Source organism: Devosia sp., from assembly GCF_024707125.1.
In the GTDB taxonomy this organism is placed as follows: Bacteria; Pseudomonadota; Alphaproteobacteria; order Rhizobiales; family Devosiaceae; genus Devosia.
The window spans coordinates 153,184-169,931 of record NZ_JANQAH010000005.1 but is presented as its reverse complement, the minus strand read 5'-3'; the positions used below and the strand labels follow the sequence as shown (position 1 = coordinate 169,931).

At 60.0% G+C, this 16,748-nt stretch carries 12 protein-coding genes; 9 read left to right on the top strand and 3 right to left on the bottom strand.

Features of this window, described 5'->3' with window-relative positions; genetic code table 11:
* Positions 1–43 precede the first annotated feature (43 nt).
* The 3 genes from NVV77_RS04360 to NVV77_RS04350 all read right to left on the bottom strand — a co-directional run bounded on the left by NVV77_RS04360 (position 44) and on the right by NVV77_RS04350 (position 3,593).
* Entirely contained in the window at positions 44–1,318 is a 1,275-nt protein-coding gene (locus tag NVV77_RS04360; protein ID WP_295411108.1) for an ABC transporter substrate-binding protein, read from the bottom strand.
* 98 nt (positions 1,319–1,416) lie between these two features.
* Positions 1,417–2,400, bottom strand: coding sequence for a LacI family DNA-binding transcriptional regulator (locus NVV77_RS04355; RefSeq protein ID WP_295411106.1), 984 nt, complete (start codon positions 2,398–2,400; stop codon positions 1,417–1,419).
* A 200-nt stretch (positions 2,401–2,600) separates the two neighbouring features.
* Positions 2,601–3,593 carry an oxidoreductase gene (locus tag NVV77_RS04350; RefSeq protein ID WP_295411105.1) on the bottom strand — a complete coding sequence of 331 codons (993 nt, stop codon included), beginning with the start codon at positions 3,591–3,593 and terminating at the stop codon, positions 2,601–2,603.
* Positions 3,594–4,132: 539 nt separating this feature from the next.
* On the opposite strand from NVV77_RS04350, the gene NVV77_RS04345 reads away from it, so the two are divergent.
* From NVV77_RS04345 to NVV77_RS04305, 9 genes are all read left to right on the top strand, one after another.
* Complete coding sequence (locus NVV77_RS04345; RefSeq protein WP_295411103.1) at positions 4,133–5,803, top strand: hypothetical protein; 1,671 nt, start codon at positions 4,133–4,135, stop codon at positions 5,801–5,803.
* Positions 5,804–5,902: 99 nt separating this feature from the next.
* Complete coding sequence (locus tag NVV77_RS04340) at positions 5,903–7,204, top strand: extracellular solute-binding protein (protein WP_295411100.1); 1,302 nt, start codon at positions 5,903–5,905, stop codon at positions 7,202–7,204.
* Between the two features lie 68 nt (positions 7,205–7,272).
* Entirely contained in the window at positions 7,273–8,166 is an 894-nt protein-coding gene (locus NVV77_RS04335; protein WP_295411097.1) for a carbohydrate ABC transporter permease, read from the top strand.
* A 30-nt stretch (positions 8,167–8,196) separates the two neighbouring features.
* Positions 8,197–9,075: a carbohydrate ABC transporter permease gene (locus NVV77_RS04330; protein WP_295411380.1), complete on the top strand. Its 879-nt coding sequence runs from the start codon at positions 8,197–8,199 to the stop codon at positions 9,073–9,075.
* A gap of 10 nt (positions 9,076–9,085) precedes the next feature.
* Entirely contained in the window at positions 9,086–10,141 is a 1,056-nt protein-coding gene (locus tag NVV77_RS04325) for an ABC transporter ATP-binding protein (protein WP_295411095.1), read from the top strand.
* Between the two features lie 246 nt (positions 10,142–10,387).
* On the top strand, positions 10,388–11,317 hold the full coding sequence (locus tag NVV77_RS04320) for a helix-turn-helix domain-containing protein (protein WP_295411093.1): 930 nt from the start codon (positions 10,388–10,390) through the stop codon (positions 11,315–11,317).
* A gap of 255 nt (positions 11,318–11,572) precedes the next feature.
* On the top strand, positions 11,573–13,084 hold the full coding sequence (locus NVV77_RS04315; RefSeq protein ID WP_295411091.1) for an alpha-N-arabinofuranosidase: 1,512 nt from the start codon (positions 11,573–11,575) through the stop codon (positions 13,082–13,084).
* 391 nt (positions 13,085–13,475) lie between these two features.
* Positions 13,476–15,404 (top strand): ABC transporter substrate-binding protein, encoded by a 1,929-nt coding sequence (locus NVV77_RS04310; RefSeq protein ID WP_295411089.1) that lies wholly within the window; start codon positions 13,476–13,478, stop codon positions 15,402–15,404.
* Between the two features lie 338 nt (positions 15,405–15,742).
* A complete protein-coding gene (locus tag NVV77_RS04305; protein WP_295411087.1) occupies positions 15,743–16,747 on the top strand; it encodes an ABC transporter permease in 1,005 nt (334 codons plus the stop codon).
* The last annotated feature ends 1 nt before the right edge of the window (position 16,748 follow it).

Sequence of the window (16,748 nt, the reverse complement as noted above, 5' to 3'; positions counted from 1 at the left end):
TTGGAGAGTAAGGGGCGGCGTGGGCCGCCCCTTACGAAGAACCTTACTGGACCTGCTGGCGGACCTGAGAGTCGATGGCAGCGATGATCTCGTCGATATTGCCGCCCGAAGTGATGTTCGGGATCTGGGCAACAACGGCAGCGTCAGCTTCGTTGGTGAAGATACCGTAGTTCACAGCCGGGATGGCGCTCAGCCAATCGGAGAAGTTCTGCCAGACGGGTGCGCCGCCGAAGAATTCGTCGCTGGCCTTGTAGGCTTCGCCTTCGCGGGCAGCGAGGAGCGAGCCGAGAGCGCCCTGGTTGACGAGGATCTTCTGGTAGAAATCGACGTCCTTGCCCCAGATTTCGGCGAGGAAATCAACGGCTTCGGCCTTTTCGGCGGAGGAGGAGAGAACGTACCAGCTCGAGCCGCCGAGGTTGGAGGCGTTGGTGGCACCTTCGACGCCATCGAGGGCCGGGAGCGGCGCGATGGCCCACTTGCCGGACTGATCGGCATTGGCCTTGATCGTGCCGGTCATCCACACGCCGGTGAAGGTCGAGAGGGTGTCACCCGAGGTGAACGAACCGGTATATTCGGTCCAGCCGGCCACGGGCTTGGAAATGCCGGCAGCGAGGAGACGCTGATAGGTCTCGATGGAGGCCTTCAGGACCGGATTGTCAGCGATGTGCACGCTGCCATCGGGATTGAAGTACCAGGAGCCTGCCGACTGCATCATGATGCGGAGCCAGCCGGCATCGTTCGGATCGATCGGAAGCAGGGTGCCGCCGGTCTTTTCCTTCACGGCCTTGCCGATCTCGATCAGCTTGTCCCAGGTGATGTTTTCGAGCGCGGCAGCATCGAAGCCGGCTTCGGCGAGAAGATCGGAGCGGTAGAAGTAGCCGGTGACGCCGGAGTCGAAGGGCAGCGAATAGGTCTGGCCGTTCACGGTGGCGAGTTCGACCTTGTAGGGTGCGAAGCCCGAGTAATCGACCTTGTCATTGAGCGGTTCGAAGGCGCCGGGGAACGACTGCAGATATTTCTGGGCGCCGTAGTCTTCGATCAGCACGATATCGGGCAGGCCATCGGTGGTGCCGGAAGCGAGCTGGGCCTGGAGCTTGGTTTCAAGATCGGCCTTGGCGAAGTCGACGATATTGACGGTCACGTCGGGGTGCAGAGCAGCATAGCGCTCGGCCGCTTCCTTCATGGTGGCGCCATTGAAGTTGGGATCCCAGCACCAGACGGTGATTTCGAGCGCCGAAGCGGCGGTAACACTGAACATGCTTACGCTGGCAAGCGCGACAGCAGCCGCACGCTTCCAGCCCGTGGACAAACGGGTCATTGCAAATCCTCCCTAGTGGGTGTTTCCTCCACACCCATAGGCAAGACAGTAGCCGCATAAATCGCGCTACGCAATAATTTCAGTAAATTTTTACTGCGTTATTTTTCAAGGGGTTGGCGGGTACTGCCACGCCAGACCAGTTTCGATGCCAGCGTGATCTGCTTGGCAAGTTCCCGACCGCCGACGCGTTCGAGCAGCAATTCCACCGCCCCTTCGCCGATTTCTTCCGCCGGAAGATGCACGGTTGTGAGCGGCGGATTGAGGAATTGAGCGACGGAAATGTCGTTGAAACTCGCCACGCCGATATCGTTGGGAATGGAGAGGCCCATTTCGTGAATGGCGCGATAAGCGCCGATGGCCATGGAATCGTTGAAGGTGATGATGGCGTCGGGCGGACGCTTTTCGCTAAAGATTTCCTTGGTCAGGCGATAGCCGCCCTGCTCGGTATTGTCGCCTGAGCGGAACATGCGGTCATCGAACCAACCGGCCTTGGTCATCCACTGCACGAAGGCCTGGGCGCGGCGATCACCCCAGCCGATATAGGCAATGCGGCGATAGCCGAGATTTGCCAGGGATTGCAGCAGCTTTTCCATGGCGAGACGGAGATCGGCCTGAACGCTATCGATCTGGTCGTCAGGCGGGGCATGGTCGGCAAAGACCAATTGGCGGGCATGGCGCTGGAGCCACTCGATCTCGTCTTCATCATGCCGGCCGATGGCGATGACCCCGGAGGCGCTTTGCAGCATGCCGGCATCGGGTTTAGCGTCGGTGTGGTAAACTTTTACCGTTTCGATCTTGAGGGCAGCGCAGCGGCTTTCGATGCCAAGGCGCAGGGCGACGTAATAGGGATCGACCAGCTCCTGTTCGGGGCGCAGGAAATGCACGAGGGCGAGCTTGGTGAGACCCTGGACATTGGCACGATTGCGATTGCGCGGCGTCGCGTAGTTGAGCTTTTCGGCCGTCTCGATGATGGCCTGGCGCTTGCGGTTGGAGATCGACAGCGTCGTGTCGTAGTTGAGCACGCGCGAAACTGTGGCGCTTGAAACGCCGACTGCCGCTGCGATTTCCTTGAGTGTGACCATGAGGGCGGAAGCTATATGGGCAAAAGCCCGGTGGTCAACGGGATGTTCAAGTCCGTTTCAGCTTTGGAACGGGACGGCCTAGACCCGATTATCACCCCGGCGAAGGCCGGGCCTATCCTGGGATCTCAAGATGGGCCCCGGCCTTCGCCGGGGTGAAAGCCGTGGATAGACGATCCCCCGCGCCTTAGAAAGCGGAGGGACTACCGGCTTGGGTTCACCAGCACCCTGCCCCGCACTTCGCCCTTGAGGATGCGGTTGGCGGCTTCGGGAAGAGCCTCAAGGTCGACTTCTTCCACCAGCGCACCATAGGCGCGGATGTCGAAAAGCTCGGCGACGCGCTGCCAGGCGGCGATGCGCTTTTCGTAGGGCTGCATGACGCTGTCGATGCCGAGCAGGTTCACTCCGCGGAGGAGGAAGGGCAGGACGTTGGTGGAAAGCCCCACGCCGGCCGTGTTGCCCAGGGCGGCGACGGAGCCGCCATATTTGACCTGTTTCAGCACTTTTCCGAGCACGTTGCCGCCGACGCAATCGACGACGCCGGCCCAGCGGGCGGGTTCGAGTGGCTTGTCGGCATCGGCCAGGAACTCGGCGCGGTCGAGAATGCGGGCGGCGCCGAGGGTGGTGAGCGCGGCACTGTTTTCGGGGCGGCCGGAAAGGGCGACGGCGGTGTAGCCGAGGCGGGCCAAGAGCGAAATGGCGATGGAGCCGACCCCACCTGAAGCACCGGTGACGAGGACTTCGCCGGCGGATGGCGTGAGGCCCTCGGTTTCCAGGCGGGTGATGGCGAGCATGGCGGTGAGGCCGGCTGTGCCGACGATCATGGCATCGCGCGTGGTGAGGCCCTTTGGCAGCGGGACGAGCCAATCGCCATTGACGCGGGCGCGTTCGGAAAAGCCGCCCCAATGGGTTTCGCCGACGCGCCAACCAGTGAGCACGACGGGATCGCCAGCCCGATAACGGCCGTCGGAGCTGTCGCGAACCGTGCCGGCAAAATCGATGCCGGCGACGTGAGGAAAGGTGCGGACGAGACCGCCCTGCCCGGTCAGGCACAGGCCATCCTTGTAGTTCAGATCGGCCCAGTCCACGTCGACCGTGACATTGCCTGCGGGCAGCCGGGAATCGTCCAGCGTTTCGATCGCGTTGCTGACGCTGCCATCCTCGGCCTTATGCGTAACAAGGGCGCGAAAGCTCATAGGTCCGTCTCCTGATGCCGGTCCGTTATCGTCCCTTGCCTCATAAACAAGGGTTCCCGCTTTCGCGGGAATGACACGGCGATGAATTGCGACAATCTAGCCTGCCGATGGGCAAAGTCAAAAGGCGGCACAGAGTCTTGTATGGTAGTGCACTTGATTTAACTCATTGATATGAAACGGCAAAATTGACAAATTTCGGATGTTGCACGAAATCGAGTTGACAGAATGCACCTGTGATCGGCACAGTATTGGCATCTGGGCGGGATCAATCCTCCAGGATCGGCCGGAGACGCGTCATGGGCCCAAGGGCCCAGCCAGGGTATGTGGTCAAGCGCGCGCTACGCGGTACGTCTTCTGTCTGACCGAAACAAACACGGACAGATGCTCGTATCGGCCTTCTGGATGGCCCCTTGGGTAACTCAACCGTGCGGTCGCGGTTGGCGGGCAGTCCATTTCTCCCCCAGCACTCGACCCATATCGATCCCGGCATACCGGGACAGGTTTTGCTGCCATTCCGGCAGCTGGGAGGATTTTGGGCGATGGCCGAGGCGCTTGGCGTCAGCGGAGGTGTGTCGGTAGCGGAAACGCTGCTTGCGCGGCTGCGCGCGGCCAAGGTTGCCGTGCCGGTCGATACCGAACATGGCCAGGCGGCGGTCGATGAATTTGTGGCTTCCGGTGTGGCTCTTGTGGCCAGTTCGCCGGCCATGGAGCAGCGCTTTGGCGATGCGGTGCGGGAGCTGATTTCCTGCATCAAGCCGACGGCGGGGAGCGACGCCATCCTCAATGAAGGCGGCATTTATTACGGTTGCTGGCTTGAGAGCACGGGCACGATCAATGCCGAACTGCTGTCGCGGTTTATTCCAAAAGTCGCCGGGGACACCTTTGCCGGCTTTGCTGGAAATCAGCGCGAGGACGGGCTTTTTCCCTACAAGCTGACGCAGACGGGGCCGGTGTTTTCGCAGATCCAGACGGTGACGCCGCTGGCGCGGTCGGTGTGGAACCATTTTGCGCTCAATGGGCGGGATCGGGACTATCTCAGGAAACTCTATGTCGCCATGGGGCGGAACGATGCCTGGCTGGCGCGCTGGCGCGACACGCGGGGGACTGGGGCGGTCGAGGCGTTTTGCGCCTTTGATACGGGGCACGATCTTTCGGCGCGTTTTTGGCATGTGCCGGATTCGCCGGAGGGGAATGATCCCAAGCGCTATCGGGCGGACAATCCGGTGCTGCCGTTTATCGCGCCTGATCTGACGGCGAATGTCGCCTGCCAGCGGGACTATCTGGCGCTGATGGCAGAGGAACTGGGCGAGGATGGTTCGGGGTGGCACGAAAGGGCGGAGGCGAGCCGGACGGCGCTGTTCGAGCAGTGTTTTGATCCCGATGACGGGTTTTTCTACGATCTCGACCGCAATGGCCAGTTCATCCGCGTGCAATCGGATGTGTTGCTGCGCGTGCTGGCTTGCGAAGTGGGCGACGAGGACTTTTTCGCAGAGGCGCTGGGCCGGTATCTGCTCAACACGCGGAAGTTTTTCGCGAAATATCCGTTCACGTCCATAGCGCTCGATGATCCGCGGTTCGATCCGGCGTTTGACTATAATAGCTGGTGCGGGCCGACGAATTTTCTGACGCTGATCCGGGCGGCGCATGCCTTTGAGCACCATGGGCGGCATGTGGAATTGACCTGGATGATGCAGCCCACGCTTTCGGCGCTCTTCCGGGGCGAGCGCTTTGCGCAGACCATCAATCCGTTCAACGGCGCGATGGGTTTTACCGAGGCCTATTCGCCCAGCATCCTGTGTCTCCTCGATTTCATCGAGCGGCTGACGGGGATTTTGCCGCGGCCGGAGGGGACGCTGTGGTTCACCGGGCTCGTGCCCTATCAGATCGAGCATCGGGATGTCGCTCATGCAACAGCCTATGCTCGGGTGGTCGATGGGCACCGGTTTGAGATGGTCAATGACGGGGTGACTCTGCGCGTGTTTCGCGATGGGGCGCCGCTGTTTTCGGCGCCGAAGGGCGTGCGCGTGGTGACGGATCGGGCGGGTAAGATCGAAGCGCTGATCGGGATGAGCGTGACTGATATTGCCGGGGCGCTGGAGATTGGTGGCGCGCGGCTCGACTTTACCATTGGCCCCAATGAAGTGCAGGCGCTCAGGGATGGCGCCTTCACACGGCAAAAAACCTCGCGGCTGACACACCCAACCTATTGATCGGAGACACTAGCAGCGAAAGACCGCTTCAGCCGGAATGCACAAGACCAAATAAACGCATCCAGTTCTGACGTACGTAGCTCATTTCGGGAGGAAACCATGAGCAAATTCAACCGCAGGCAGTTCCTGCACACATCGGCCGGCTTTGCCGGTTCTGTCGCCGTAATGTCCGCCTTTGGCCGGCCGGCCTTTGCGCAGGACGCGGCCGTGCGCCACTTCTGGTGGGGCAATCCGGAACGCGACAAGCGCACCTTTGCCGTCATCGACATCTATAACGGCAAGACGCCGGGTGTGGTGGTTTCCGGCGAAACGCTCGGCTTTGCAGACTATTTCACCAAGCTCACGACGCAGATTGCCGGCGGCAACATGCCCGACGTGATCCAGCAGGGTTATGGCGTGCTGTTCGAATATATCGCCAATGGCGCCGTGGTGCCGCTCGACGATTTTGTTGGCAAGAGCCTCGATATTTCGAAGATGGACCAGAGCGCCATCGATGCCGGCACGGTGGACGGGAAATTCTATGCGCTGTCGATCGGCGCGAATTCGCATATGGCGGTGTTCAATACGCGGCTCTTTGAAGAAGCGGGCGTGAAGCCGGGCGAGACCTTTGATCCGTTTGCGTACACTTATGACGAGCTGAAAGAGTTCGCGGCCGCGATCAAGGAAGCGACCGGGATTCCGGGCACCGACGACAATACGGCCGACTACCAGAACTTTTCCGATTTCACCGTGCAGAAGGGTGCCAACCTCTACAATGAGGATGGCTCCTATGGTCCGACGCAGGAAATCGTCGAGGAATATTGGAGCACCTGGGCCGCGATCCGTGATGCGGGTGGTACGCCTCCGGGGCCGGAATCGGCGGCGCTGGCCGGGGTTTCGGAACTGAGCCAGCTTGGCGTGGTCACCGGCAAATCGGCAATGTCGTATCTCTGGAGCAACCAGCTCGTCGGTGTGCAGGGGCTGATGCAGGATATTTTGGGCGCGGCGGTTTATCCCAACACGCCCGAGATGATCCCGGGATCGGTGATCCAGCCCAGCCAGTTCGTCTGCCTGACGCGCGACAGCGGCAATCCGGAAGCGGCGACGGCCTATATGAGCGCCTTCGTGAATGATCTCGATATGACGGCGGTGCTCGGGCTTGAGCGCGGTATTCCGTCCAATTCCGAAGTGCGCGCGGCGCTGGAGCCGAACCTGTCGGCGGCCGAAAAAGTGTCGGTGGAGTTCATCGACAGGATCCAGGGCAAGACCGCGCCGCTGACCGCGCCGCCGCCGAGCGGTTCGGCCGAAGTGGAGCAGACGTTCGAGCGTCTGGCTGTGTCGGTGCTTCTCGGCGAGCGGACCATTCCGGAAGTGGCGACGGACTTCCTCAATCAGGCAAAGGCGATCCTGGCTCGCGCCTAAAAGCCTGACCCGGCCCGCCGCCCTTTCCCTGGAGGGCGGCGGGTGTTTTTCATAGTGACGAGGCTGGGATGCACAAATTCCTGAGACGCAATTTCGCCGGCTATGCCTTTTTATCGCCCTGGCTGATCGGGTTTTTCCTGCTCGCTATCGGGCCGATCCTGGCGTCGCTCTATCTCAGCTTCACCAAGTACAACGTGGTTCGGCCGCCGCAGTGGATCGGCTTGGACAACTATTTCTACATGTTCCAGATGGACCAGCGTTTCTGGAAAGCGCTGCAGGTGACGTTCCAGTTCGTGGTTATTTCGGTGCCGCTGAAGCTGATGTTCGCGCTGGGTGTCGCCATGGCGCTCGACAAGGGTATTCGGGCCATTGGTTGGTATCGGGCGCTGTTCTATCTGCCATCCATTCTTGGCGGCTCGATTGCCGTCGCGATCCTCTGGCGACAGCTGTTCAATTATGACGGGGTGATCAATTCGATCCTGCGGCTGTTTGGGGGTGATGGGCCCTATTGGCTGAGCGATCCAAAGTATTCGCTGTGGACGCTGATCGTGCTGGCGATCTGGCAGTTTGGCTCGCCCATGCTGATCTTTTTGGCGGGGCTTCGGGCCATTCCGCAGGAGCTTTATGAGGCGGCGGAGATCGATGCGGCAGGGCCGGTGCGGAAGTTTTTCGCCATTACCGTGCCGCTGCTAGCGCCGGTGATTTTCTTCAATCTCGTGTTGCAGATGATCGAGGCGTTCAAGAGCTTTTCGGGGGCTTTCATCATTTCCGGTGGCACGGGTGCGCCGCTCGATAGCCTGCTGTTTTTCACGGTCTATCTCTACAACGAGGCCTTTGCGTTTCTCCGCATGGGCTATGCCTCGGCGCTGGCCTGGGTGCTGCTGCTGATCATCGCGCTCTTCACCGCTATCGCCTTTTGGACCTCGAAATATTGGGTCCACTACGAGAACGAGAGGGGCTGAGCCATGACCGAGGCGACCATTACCCCTGCCATGCTCAGCACCGCCGAGGTGGCGCGCGCCTATCGCGAGGCGAAGGCCAAGCGGGCAAAGAAGGCGGCGCTGCTAAAGCATGTGTTCCTGATCATCACGTCGCTGATCATGATCTATCCGCTGCTGTGGATGCTCGCGAGTTCGCTGAAGCCGGACAACCAGATTTTTGGCGATCTCGGGCTCTGGCCGCGGGAGTTTCAGTGGCAGAACTATTGGGCGGGGTGGAACGCCCTGCCCGTCAGCTTTACGACGTTCTTCTGGAATTCGACTGTGGTCACCGTGCTGTCGGTGATCGGCAATGTCATCTCGTGCTCGTTTGCCGCCTATGCCTTTGCGCGGCTTGAGTTTTCAGGAAAAACCATCTGGTTTGCGCTGATGATGATGACGCTGATGATCCCCTATCACGTCGTGCTCATCCCCCAATATCTGCTGTTTTTGAACCTGGGCTGGGTGGATACCTATCTGCCGCTGATCGTGCCGCGGTTTCTGGCGGGCGATGCCTTCTTTATCTTCCTGATGATCCAGTTTTTCCGGCAATTGCCGCGCGAGCTGGATGAGGCGGCGATGATCGATGGGTGTTCGCCGTTCAAGATTTACTGGGCCATCATCATGCCGCTGAGCCTGCCAGCGATGGCGACGGCGGCGATCTTCTCGTTCATCTGGACCTGGGAGGATTTCCTCGGGCCGCTCGTCTATCTCAACGACATGGAAGACTACACGGTGCCCCTGGCGCTTCGCAGTTTCATCAGCTCGGACGGGGTCAGCCAATATGGACCGATGTTCGCCATGTCGATCCTCTCGATCCTGCCGATCATCCTGTTCTTCGTTATTTTCCAGCGACTTATCATCCGCGGCATTGCCATGAGCGGGCTGAAGTAGGAGTTTTGCCATGGCTGCAGTTACCCTTTCCGAAGTGCGCAAGAGCTACGGGCAAGTGCCGATCATTCACGGCATCGACCTGGCGGTGAATTCGGGCGAATTTCTCGTGCTGGTCGGACCTTCGGGCTGCGGAAAATCGACGCTGTTGCGGATGATTGCAGGGCTTGAGGAGATTACGGACGGGACGATCGCCATCGGCGACCGGATCGTCAACGACCTGCCGGCGAGCCAGCGCAATCTCTCGATGGTGTTTCAATCCTATGCGCTCTATCCGCATATGAGCGTGCGGAAGAACCTGGCTTTCGGGCTGGTGAACCTGCGGATGCCGCGGGAGGAGATCGAGCGGCGCGTGGCGGAAGCGGCGCGGATTCTGCGCATTGAAGAGCTGCTGGAGCGCAAGCCGCGGCAGCTTTCGGGCGGGCAGAAACAGCGCGTGGCCATCGGGCGGGCGATCGTGCGCGAGCCGCAACTGTTCCTGTTCGATGAGCCACTGTCGAACCTTGACGCTGAGCTGCGGGTGCAGATGCGCGTCGAATTGGCCAGCCTTTACAATAGGTTGGGCACAACGATGATTTATGTCACCCATGATCAGGTGGAGGCCATGACCATGGCGACGCGGATCGTGGTGCTGAACAAGGGGCGGATCGAGCAGGTGGGCACGCCCTATGAGCTCTACAATGCGCCGGCGAACCTGTTTGTCGCGACGTTCATTGGCTCGCCAAAGATGAATGTGCTGGCGGCGACGGCGGCGGGCGGCAAGGTGGAGGTTGCGGGGCTTGGGACGCTGCCCCTGCCCGCCGATAAGCAGGCCGAAGGGAAGATCAGCATTGGGGTGCGGCCGGAGCAGGTGACGATTGGCGCTGGCGAACTGACGGTCGAGGGGACGATCACGCTGGTCGAATATCTAGGGAGCGAGGTGTTCCTTTATGTGCGCGTCGCTTCGGGTGACACGCTGCTGGTGCAGGCGCCGGGGCAGTCGCAGTACAAGATACACGACCCCATCACACTGGGGATAAATTCCAAAGAAGCTCATTATTTCAATGGGGAAGGGCTGCGGGTGGGGTGAGCTTCTCTGCCCATCCACCGTGTCATTCCCGCGAAAGCGGGAATCTCCGTTCCGGCGCCCAAACAGGGATTCCCGCTTTCGCGGGAATGACACCGCGTTTCGGGATGCATCTTTGTATTTCGCGGTTCTTGATTCCTTGAAACATCCCGTTTTCGGGCCTTTGTGACGAAAGTGCTGCAGCCTGCTTGATTGGTTCAGACTTTTTGATAGACAATTGCTGTCCATCATCTGAAAGCCTAATCCCCTATGAGCCGTAATTTTCTGGTCGTCGATCCCGAAGAGGATATCGAGGTTCTGAAGGGTTTGGCGTCGCCGATCCGGGTGCGCATCCTGAAACTGCTGCATGTGGAAGGGCCGCTCAATGGCAATGATATTGCCGACAAGCTGGACCTGCCGCAGTCGACCGTATCGACCAATCTGCAGATCCTTGAGACGGCCGGGCTGATCCGCACCGAGACGCAGAAGGCGCGGAAGGGCAATCAGAAGATTTGCCACTCGACGTTTGACGAAGTGCTGGTGATGTTCAAGGACGACATCACCCCGCTGCGGTCGAACTCGATCGAGGTAGCGATGCCGCTTGGGCTTTATACGAGTTGCGAGGTTTCGGCGCCGTGTGGGCTGTGCTCGACCGAGGGCATTATCGGGTTGCTGGATGTGCCGGAAACCTATCTCGAGCCGGACCGGATGAAGGCGGGGCTGATCTGGTTTACCCGCGGGTTCCTCGAATATCAGTTTCCCAACAATGCCAAGCTGGCGCAGAACACCATCGAAGTACTTGAATTTGCGCTGGAATTGAGCTCGGAAGTGCCGGGGACATCGGCGGATTGGCCGAGCGATATCACGCTTTCGGTCAATGGCACCGAAATCGGGACGTGGACCTCGCCGGGGGATTTTGGCGACAAACGTGGGGTTTATACCCCGGACTGGTGGAAGCTCAAGGGCAGCCAATATGGCAAGCTCAAGAGCTGGCGGGTGACGGGCGAAGGCACCTATGTCGACGGGGTGAAGATTTCGCCGGTGTCGCTGGTGGACCTCGATCTTTCAAATCACCACTCGATCCGGTTGCGGATTGCGGTGAAGCCTGATGCCAGGCATCCGGGCGGGATCAATATCTTTGGGCGCGGTTTTGGGAACTACGACCAGGATATTATTATGCGGTTGCAGACGGCGCGGTGACTAAAGAAGACCTCATGGTGAGGTGGGAGGCTAGCCGACCCTCGAACCACGGGGTCGAGCGAGTGGAAGCCCAGGATGCCACGCCCTCGTGGTTCGAGGCTTCGCTTCGCCGCGCACCTCACCATGAGGGCTACTGGAGCCCCTCGCCCAAAAATCATACAAAAGTGCGCGGGGCGGCTTCACAGGCCGGGCTTCGTCCTGTACAACCGATTTACTGATACAAATCAGAAAAACAGATTGTATGGGAGGACGAGGGTGAAGGCGTCTGTCGTAGCGAATAAGGATTACACGATCTCCAAAATCGATGATCGTGTCTATGGGGCATTTCTCGAGCACCTCGGCCGCGCCATTTATGAGGGCATTTACGAGCCCGACCACCCGACGGCCGACAAAGACGGCATGCGTGGCGACGTCGCCAAGCTGGTGAAGGATCTCAATGTACCGGTGGTGCGCTACCCCGGGGGTAACTTTGTCTCGGCCTATAATTGGGAAGATGGTGTCGGACCGCGTGAGGAGCGCCCGACCCGTCTGGACCTGGCCTGGCACACTTCGGAAAGCAATGCCGTCGGCGTGCATGAATTTGCCGACTGGTGCGCCACTGTTGGCACCGAGATGATGCTCGCTGTGAACCTTGGTTCGCGCGGCGTCGACGAGGCGCGCAACTTCCTGGAATATGTCAATCATCCCGGCGGCTCCTACTGGAGCGACCTGCGCATCAAGAACGGGCGCAAGGAGCCGTGGAACGTAAAAATGTGGTGTCTCGGCAACGAGATGGACGGTCCCTGGCAGGTCGGCCACAAGGACGCGCATGAATATGGCAAGCTCGCCGCCAACACGGCGCGCGCCATGCGCATGTTCGACAAGAGCCTCGAACTGATCGTTTGCGGTTCGTCGAACTCGGATATGCAGAGCTATCCCGATTGGGAACGGATCGTGCTGGAGCACACCTATGATCACGTCGATCATATTTCGCTCCACATGTATTTCGCCAATCGCGATGACAATACGCCGAATTACCTCGGCCTCAGCGAAAAGCTCGACACCTATATCGAGACCGTCGCTTCGACGATCAAGCAGGTGAAGGCCAAGCGCAAGTCGAAGAAGGATGTCTATATTTCCTTCGACGAATGGAACGTCTGGTATCATTCGAACAAGAAGGATCGCGAGATCCTTGACGGCAATGGCGGCTGGCCGCATGCGCCGGGCCTGCTTGAAGACATCTATAACTTTGAAGACGTGCTGATGGTGGGGTTGATCCTCAACACCTTCATTCGTCGCTCGGATGTGGTGAAGATCGCCTGTATCGCCCAGCTCGTAAACGTGATCGCGCCGATCATGACCGAGAAGGGTGGCCCGGCCTGGGCACAGACCATTTACTACCCGTATTTCTTCGCTTCTGTCTTTGGTCGCGGCACGGCGCTGCAGCTCGTCACCAATTCGCCGGGCTATGAAACGACGCATGCCAAGGACACGGCCTATGTCGACGTTTCGGGCGTGCACAATGAAGAAGAGGGCACGCTGAGCTTCTTCCTCGTCAATCGCCACACCAGCGAAAGCATCGAGACGGAAGTGAGCCTGCAGGGCTTTGCCGGCGGCACCGTTATCGACCATCAGGTGATGACGCATCCGAACCTCAAGGCCGTCAACACGGCCAAGAACCAGGATGAAGTGAAGCCGAACAAGGGCGAAGGCGCCAAGGTCGAGGGCGGGAAGCTCTCGGTGAAGCTGCCGCCGTATTCGTACCAGATGGTGCGGGTGAAGCTGTAAGGCGGAACTATCGCGCCTGCGACCCCACCCCCCTCCCGACCTCCCCCATCAAGGGGGAGGTGCAGGGATGGTGGTTGGGGCGAGAAAGTGCCACCCACTCGGTCTGCACCTCCCCCTCGATGGGGAGGTTGGGAGGGGGTGACGCACTATCAAAAGCGCGCGATTGCGTCATGACTTCGCTAGCAGACTGCTAGCATTCACCGGCTCCCAGCGGTGAAAACGGAGGCACATCGGCAACGATGTGCCTCTCTTCATTTTGTATCATGTTTTCCGATTTATATCACACAAGCGATTGACAACCCCTACCCCCTAGTTAAGTATGACTTATGACGGCGCTGGAGGGCGTCGAGAGCGGAGTGCGGGAGGCATTTCGCCCATGGGAGGATACAGAATGGATAGACGTAGTTTCCTGATCGGAACAACGGCGGTTGGCGCGTTGATGGTCGCCGGCAAGGGTCTGGCCTTTGCGCAGGAAGCCGAAGGTTCGGCTCCGGATCTGGCGCAGTTTCCCCGCAGCGAAACCGTGATCGTGCACAATCCCGAAGGGATCATCCGCAACCCGGCATGGTTCAACCTTTGGGCCGTGGGCGCGGGCAATGGCACTTCCAACGGCCTGCACAACCTGACCACCGACACGCTTTGGTTCATCGATCCCGATCGCGGCGTCGAAGGGGCCAGCGAGAACGCAGTCTACAATTCGCTGGCCGACGATCTCTGGCAGTACAACGAAGACTTCTCGGAAATGACCGTGAAGCTCAAACAGGGAATCTACTGGAGCGACGACGTCGAGTTCACCGCCGACGACGTGGTGTTCACGGTGCAGAAGCAGGCGGCGACGCCCGGCACGCCCTATAATGGCGCTTTCTCCAACCAGGTCGCCGAAGTTACTGCGCCGGACAAGTACACCGTCCACTTCAAGCTCAAGGCGCCGAATTCGCGCTTCCACGCGCTGTTCTCGGTGCGCTGGACTGCAGCATGGATCATGCCAAAGCATATCTATGAAGCTGTGGACGACATCCTGAGCTACGACGCCAATCCCCCGGTTTCGCTCGGGCCCTACACGCTGCACTCGTTCGATCCGAACGGCACCTGGTATATCTGGGAAAAGCGCGCGGACTGGGAACGTACGGCGCTCGGCAAGGTCGGCGAACCGAAGCCGAAGTATGTCATCTACCGGAACAATATTTCGACCGATAACCGCCTGATCGAGATCCGCAACGGCAATCTCGACATGGTGCACGACCTGACGCCGGAAGGCACATTCTCGGTGGTTCAGCAGGATCCGCAGATCCAGGGCTGGTTCCCGGGCTTCCCCTATGCCCATCCCGATCCGACGCTGGTGATGGCGATCTTCAACCACCAGAACCCGAAGTTCCAGGACAAGCGCGTCCGCTGGGCTCTGGCTCTGATGCTCGATGCCCGCGCCATGTCGATGGCTTCGTATCGTGGTGCGGCAACGCTCTCGGCCATTTCGGTGCCGCCGACCGGTACGCATCCGCGCGACTACCATGCGCCGCTGCAGGAATTCCTGACCAATTACGAGATCGACACGGGCACCAGCAAGGTGAAGCCATACGATCCCAATATCGGCGTGCAGATTGCCGATATGGTCCGTCCGCAGTTCGGCGATGCCGTGCCGACCGACGAAACCGCCGTGCGCAACGCCTTCGGCTATGGCTGGTGGAAGCAGAACATTCCGGCGGCGGAAGAACTGCTCACCGCGGCCGGTTTCACCAAGAACGGCAACCAGTGGATGCAGCCTGATGGCACGCCCTTCACCTTCTCGGTGATGGTGCCGCAGGAAGGCGTGGTCAACCGTCTCGGCGTGATCATTGCCCAGACCTGGGCCCAGAACGGCATCGGCGCACAGGCTGAAGTCGACGCCGACACCTGGGGTCGCCAGCGCGTGGGCAACTACGAGTGCAACATCGCCTGGGCCGTGGAAACCTGGGGCGGTCACCCCGACCTGTCGTTCTTCATGGACAGCTACCACTCGGCTTATGTTGCCGAGCCGGGCGCTTCGCAGCCGGATCGCAACTGGATGCGCTGGAAGGATCCGCGTCTCGACGAAATCATCGAGAAGATCCGCGGTATCGACTTCAACGATCCCAAGGGCATCGAATACGGCCATGACTTCGTGAAGCTGCATCTCGAAGAAATGCCGAACATTCCGATCATGGCCTACAACGTGTTCTCCATCCAGTCGAACAAGTTCTGGACCGGCTGGCCGAATGCGGAAAACAACTATGCCAACCCTGTGACCAACTGGTCGAACGGGCGGTATATCTTCACCCAGATTACGCCTGTCGCAGGGGCGTAAGAGCGTCCTCCCGAGTGGCGTGGCGCAAGCCACGCTGCTTTGGGGAGCGCGGTCACCCGCGCTCCCCACGAATTTTCTCCCGCGGGCGAGAAGAGATTCCCGCCGTCGCGGGAATGACGCTGTGGATTGGGTCCAGGTTGGCGTGTCTTGCATCCCATGATGTCACCCCGGCGCAGGCCGGGGCCCATCCCGAGATGGCTTCACTCCATAGGCCCCCAATCTGCGGGAGATGGGCCCCGGCCTGCGCGGGGGTGACATTTAGTGGAGGAGACTGCTTCGGCGCCCCATTGGCCGAGGACTGACCCCCACCGAGTAGGCAAGGACGGTGAGGAGTCCGTATGCAAGGTTATCTCTATTTCGTGGCGAAGCGCGCGCTGCTGATGTTTGCAGTGATATTCTTCGGCGTTTCGGCCATGTTTCTCGTGACGTATCTCTCGCCTATCGACCCGGTCGAACAAGTGCTGGGACGACTTTCGGCCAGATCGAACCTGTCGCCTGAAGCCATTGCGGCGACGCGCGAGGCGCTGACGGCCATGTTTGGCACCGGGCAGCCGATGCTGACCCAATATTTCAATTTCTGGACGCGGCTGCTGCAGGGTGACCTTGGCGCATCGCTGATGGCGTTCCCCACCCCGGCCATGGAGCTGGTGATGCGCGGCATGCCCTGGACGCTGGGGCTGCTGCTGAGCTCGACCATCTTCACCTTCATCATCGGCAATCTGATGGGCGGGCTTGCCGGTTACTTTCAGAACAACCGGTTTTTCAAGGCCTTTGGCATCGTGACCATGGGGCTGCAGCCTATTCCCTACTACATCGTCGCCTTCATCATCCTGATCATCTTCGGCTTCCTCTGGCCGGTGCTGCCGATTTCGGGCGGGTTCAGCATGGATGTGCGGCCGGGCTGGTCTTGGACCTTCGTCTTCTCGGTGCTGCAGCACTCGCTGCTGCCGGCGTTCTCGCTGGTGCTGGTGGGGCTCGGTGGCTGGTTCATCGGCATGCGGGCGCTGGTGTCGAACATCGTCACCGAGGACTATGTGACCTATGCCGAACTCGCCGGCGTCAAGCGCGACACCATTGTCGGCTCCTATGTGATGCGCAATGCGCTGGTGCCGCAGGTGACCGCGCTCGCCATGACCATTGGCGGGGTGTTTTCGGGCACGATCATCACCGAGCAGGTGTTCAACTATCCCGGCATGGGATCGCTGCTGGTCGATGCCGTGAATGCCGGCGACTATTCGACAGTTCTTGCGGTCTGCACCGTCTCGATCACCGCCGTCGCGTTTGCAATCTTTGTCGTGGACTTGCTGCATCCGCTGCTCGATCCGCGCGTTCGGGCGGAGTAGA

Coding starts and splice junctions, on each gene's coding strand:
- NVV77_RS04360 (WP_295411108.1), bottom strand. CDS start 1,318: ATGACCCGTTTGTCCACGGGCTGGAAGCGTGCGGCTGCTGTCGCGCTT.
- NVV77_RS04355 (WP_295411106.1), bottom strand. CDS start 2,400: ATGGTCACACTCAAGGAAATCGCAGCGGCAGTCGGCGTTTCAAGCGCC.
- NVV77_RS04350 (WP_295411105.1), bottom strand. CDS start 3,593: ATGAGCTTTCGCGCCCTTGTTACGCATAAGGCCGAGGATGGCAGCGTC.
- NVV77_RS04345 (WP_295411103.1), top strand. CDS start 4,133: ATGGCCGAGGCGCTTGGCGTCAGCGGAGGTGTGTCGGTAGCGGAAACG.
- NVV77_RS04340 (WP_295411100.1), top strand. CDS start 5,903: ATGAGCAAATTCAACCGCAGGCAGTTCCTGCACACATCGGCCGGCTTT.
- NVV77_RS04335 (WP_295411097.1), top strand. CDS start 7,273: ATGCACAAATTCCTGAGACGCAATTTCGCCGGCTATGCCTTTTTATCG.
- NVV77_RS04330 (WP_295411380.1), top strand. CDS start 8,197: ATGCTCAGCACCGCCGAGGTGGCGCGCGCCTATCGCGAGGCGAAGGCC.
- NVV77_RS04325 (WP_295411095.1), top strand. CDS start 9,086: ATGGCTGCAGTTACCCTTTCCGAAGTGCGCAAGAGCTACGGGCAAGTG.
- NVV77_RS04320 (WP_295411093.1), top strand. CDS start 10,388: ATGAGCCGTAATTTTCTGGTCGTCGATCCCGAAGAGGATATCGAGGTT.
- NVV77_RS04310 (WP_295411089.1), top strand. CDS start 13,476: ATGGATAGACGTAGTTTCCTGATCGGAACAACGGCGGTTGGCGCGTTG.
- NVV77_RS04305 (WP_295411087.1), top strand. CDS start 15,743: ATGCAAGGTTATCTCTATTTCGTGGCGAAGCGCGCGCTGCTGATGTTT.